A 4073-nucleotide genomic window follows, 5' to 3' on the forward strand; every position below is an offset into this window, starting at 1 on the left:
TAATGTCCCTTATTTACCATCAAGGGATATTATATTGTTAATAAGCCTTTTTCCGGGTGTGGACAGCACCCGGAAAAAGGGACATTTAACCCGGAAAAAGGGACATTTAACCCGGAAAAAGGGACATTTATCATCCGTAAGCTTATGAAATTAAAAGTAAAATTTGGCTAAAAAACAAGAAAAAACAAGAAAAAACAAATTAGCCTGTGGAAAAATGTTGTGCATAAAAATAAGTTGTAATTCGAATATGTCACGAAAATCAGCTTGTCTGGCGCTTTACGGGCTACGCCGTTCCTGCTCCGCACTCGCCCAGACCTGAAACACCCCTCAAATTGGCTCGTAAATGGCTCAGGAATGGAGTGTGTGGGTGGTCTGGTGGTTTTCTACTAGTGGAGGTCAGGGGCGTGCTACAGGCCACATAAGGCCGTTACCGGAGACGGGTACGCACCATGTCCCTTTCTGGTCGGTTCTGATCTTGTAACCTTCGATTTTGCACATACCGAACGCCTGAATCTGCCCTACCCTGTCCATCTCGTAGGCCATGTGACCCGATGGTGAGGATACGGCCCATTCTGCCAGTGCATCGCGCTGTTTGGCTTCCTGCTGCCCCTCAACGAACCCTTGAGCGTATCCAGTTCGACTGCCCTTGATGTCACCCAGAAAGGCCGCGCAGAACACGAGCGCAATGGCTCCAAACCCGCAGGAGATGATCAGGGTGCGCCTGTCGGTCTTGATGTAGCTGGTGACGGCCTGCGCTGCGTCCTCAACACGTTGCGCGGCTTTGGTGCTTTTGGTGTCTAGTGCCTCAAGTTGTTTTGCCAGGGCTGGCAGCTTACCGGCAACATCTGAATAGGCTTTATTCGACTTCTGGATAGTGTTTTTCAAATCCTCAAACGCACGAAGTCCGAAATCTTCCGCATCGTCTGGTTCACTCATGGTCAGCCTTCATTCTGCACTTGTGCTGGCCGGGGCGTGATGAACCCGTGATCTTGAAAAGCCTTTGTGTCCTGCTCCCGTGATAACCGCTTAAGAAGGGCGTCAATCACATTCGAGAAGCGTTCTAACTCGGTGACGGCCCGTGAATATGTGCTGGCCCTTCCCGCTGAACTGAACGCCAAAGACAGGGAAGACCTTGCACGGTCTTTTGCCTCTGCCGTGGTCGAACGTTACGGGGTGGCTGCTGATGTTGCCCTTCATGCTCCCAGTGCTGGTGGTGACGACCGGAACTATCACGCCCATATCCTCACCACGACACGGGAGGTCGAGCCGGACGGGCTGGGCAAGAAAACCCGCATACTGGACGCCGCCAAGACGGGTGGGCCGGAGATCGAGAGCCTTCGGGAATTGTGGGCCATGCAGTGCAACGAAGCACTGGAGCGCCACCAGAAGCCTGCCCGCCTCGATCATCGCAGCTATGAGCGGCAGGGCGTGGACGAAATGCCAACCATGCACCTTGGGCCGACCAGCACAACGATGGAGCGCAAGCACAAGGCCGAGCAGGAGCGGAAGGGGGAGCCATACAAGCCCCAGACGTTCAAGGCTCAGGAGAACGAGCGCAGGCGCACCCTGAACGACCATGTGCGGGAAATGGTGCGCGAATTGGCCGCCACCGTCAGGGAAGTGGCCGAGCAGGCCAGGAACGCCAAAAAGAGCGCCGTTCACGCCCTCTTGCGGGCGGTTGGGGGCCAACGCCGCGAGGAGGAGGCCGAGCTGGCTAGACAGGCAGCAGAATCCCTCAGACGTGAGGATGAGCGCAAGGAAGCCTTGCGCAAACAAGGACTGAAGGAGGCCAGAGAGCGGGCTGTGTGGGAAGCCAAGGAGCGCATGACCAACATAGCCAAGAAAGTGCAGCAGGTACCTACGCGCGGCCCGGGCCGCGCCCGTGGTGGCAGATGAAAAATCGTGGAGGAATGCGTAGAATTAAAGTGCCTAAAAATGCTTGATAATTTTTAATCTTGCTTCGGCTCTTCTTTTTTTTCTGCTGGTTCTACATTCTTCTGGGGATTAGCATTCTTAGCCGTCGACTTATTGCTTTTATGAGAATTGATAAAGGCAATTGCTACGGTCATAATAGGAACGCTGAGGAAAGCTATACCAATGGCAGCTTGATCGTATACTTCTGCCGCCCCAGCGCCTGTCATGGCTAGGACGCTAATGAGCGCTCCTAGAAAATGCCCCCGTCTAGTATCGGTAGCCAAAAAATCCTGTGCTCTGGTAGCAAGTATTACCTGATTTTCACTAGTTTTTTGGGCAATTGCGATCTGTTTTTGGTTGAGATCAATCTGATTATCTTGCTCTTTTTCAGCCATGCGTAGCATTCGTTCAAAAGAGCCTGGACATAATTTTTCGAAACGCTCTGCCGCTTCAGGTGGTGGAACTGGAGCGTTCCATGCGTGCTGCTGCTGCTGCTGTGAAGACGCATGCAGAAGAGCAGCTTGTCCCATCGTGGGAGGAAACATGTATGGCGGCAGAGAATTAATAGTGCGAGGCACCTCAGTGAGTTTAAGCGTTACGGGTGTTCCCGCTTCCACTTCTACGCTAACTGTTCCTTCTTCAGATGGCTTAATATTCTCGGTATTTTCAGATTCTGTTTCAGACTGATCATCTTCTTCAGGTGTAGAGTCAGCGTTTGCATTCATCACTAGTGACCTTAACGATTGTATCAGCCTTAGAGCACACGATCACGGACGTGAATTCGTAAGTCTCAGTTTTTGTGATCGTGTCAATAGTTGCATAGATCATGTAGTCTTGCTCCGGAGCATACAGCATAGCAGGTGCTGCTGCGCCCGTGCCGAGAGCTTTCCAAAAAGCGGTAGACCTCATGTTGTTCACCATATCCTTAGATCATTGCACGATAGCAGATATCCACTAAACCAAAGTGCGCTAACGTTGGATTATAAATACCGCGACACCGCGGACGTCAATCATAACGACAAACTAATTTTTTATATTGTGTAGACTACAAAGAATTTTAAGTGGTCTCTCATTTATCAAAAAATATTTATGAAACCACAAATAAACACGTTAAATTAAAAATAAAATAAACAAAGTTACATTTAAGAAACGCATAAAATTCAATAGAATCATATTTTTATTTACGTTATTATTTTTAGTGCTACTTTTATGTTGAAAACGCTAAGTTTTTTTTGAAAATAAAGCGTAGTTTAGACACTTTCCTGCCAGTCTTGATAGGCTCCCATTCAATCAACCAGCCATCTTTCTGGGTCAGCTCTTTAACCGCTGGTTCTATGATTTTTATTCGAATTTTAGCGAAATTCTTTTTTTGCTTTTCTGTTGCTTCCATAGAAGCGCTGAAATCTTCTATTGTATATTCTGCTGTTCCAGTAGATTGGTAATGCATTAAAAGCTCTAATAAACGCCAAGAATATATAGAGCGTAAAGCGTTGGCTTGCTGTAGTTTATACTTGGTAAACTCGCGTTTTAAACCCGTTAGGTGAGGTAATAGCTCAGGCCACCACCCTAATTCTATCCAACCTTCACCCTCATGATATTTTGCTCGGCCAACCCATCGCATATTGGTAACAATAGGTTTTAACGTCTTACCCTGCCGTGTATGGGCTGGTTCAAACATCGTTATAGATCGATCGTAAAGGCTCTTAGAGGCTACTTGCAGAGCTTCGTAGGCTGTATTGGGGTCAACACCATATTCATTGGCATAGTCAATTGCGTGAACGCGGCTAGTGGGAACCTCACCAAATGTCAAAGGCTTAGAGCTGTCTAGTTTGGAGACTGCCAGCATCAGTAGGCGTTTCTCTGCTAGGTTCAGAGCTTGTCCCGATCTTATGAGAGCATTACTCATGCCAATCCACTTTGCAGTTAATTTAGGATTATCGGGTTTGTAGTTTGCTAGCGCATAAACCTTTGTTTTCCGTGTTTTTTTCATGAAATGTCCCTAATTCCGGGCGGTTATCTTTTAAAAATTAAGTTTGATATATTCAATATAATGTCCCTTATTTACCATCAAGGGATATTATATTGTTAATAAGCCTTTTTCCGGGTGTGGACAGCACCCGGAAAAAGGGACATTTAACCCGGAAAAAGGGACATTTAAC

General features: G+C 47.8%; 4 protein-coding genes. 1 reads left to right on the top strand and 3 read right to left on the bottom strand.

The features are described 5' to 3' along the window. Positions 1-396 precede the first annotated feature (396 nt). Positions 397-936 (bottom strand): hypothetical protein, encoded by a 540-nt coding sequence (locus tag GOB58_RS12715; RefSeq protein ID WP_173560436.1) that lies wholly within the window; start codon positions 934-936, stop codon positions 397-399. A 132-nt stretch (positions 937-1068) separates the two neighbouring features. Here GOB58_RS12715 and GOB58_RS12720 point away from each other — a divergent pair, with 132 nt between their 5' ends. Further along, positions 1069-1896, top strand: coding sequence for a MobA/MobL family protein (locus GOB58_RS12720; protein ID WP_265793383.1), 828 nt, complete (start codon positions 1069-1071; stop codon positions 1894-1896). 53 nt (positions 1897-1949) lie between these two features. On the opposite strand, the gene GOB58_RS12725 is transcribed toward GOB58_RS12720, so the two are convergent. Then, positions 1950-2639, bottom strand: coding sequence for a DUF2335 domain-containing protein (locus GOB58_RS12725; protein WP_173560437.1), 690 nt, complete (start codon positions 2637-2639; stop codon positions 1950-1952). 482 nt (positions 2640-3121) lie between these two features. Then, on the bottom strand, positions 3122-3904 hold the full coding sequence (locus tag GOB58_RS12730) for a replication initiation protein (RefSeq protein ID WP_198911796.1): 783 nt from the start codon (positions 3902-3904) through the stop codon (positions 3122-3124). Positions 3905-4073 lie beyond the last annotated feature (169 nt).

This window comes from Acetobacter thailandicus, from assembly GCF_011516655.1.
Taxonomy (GTDB): Bacteria; Pseudomonadota; Alphaproteobacteria; order Acetobacterales; family Acetobacteraceae; genus Acetobacter; species Acetobacter thailandicus.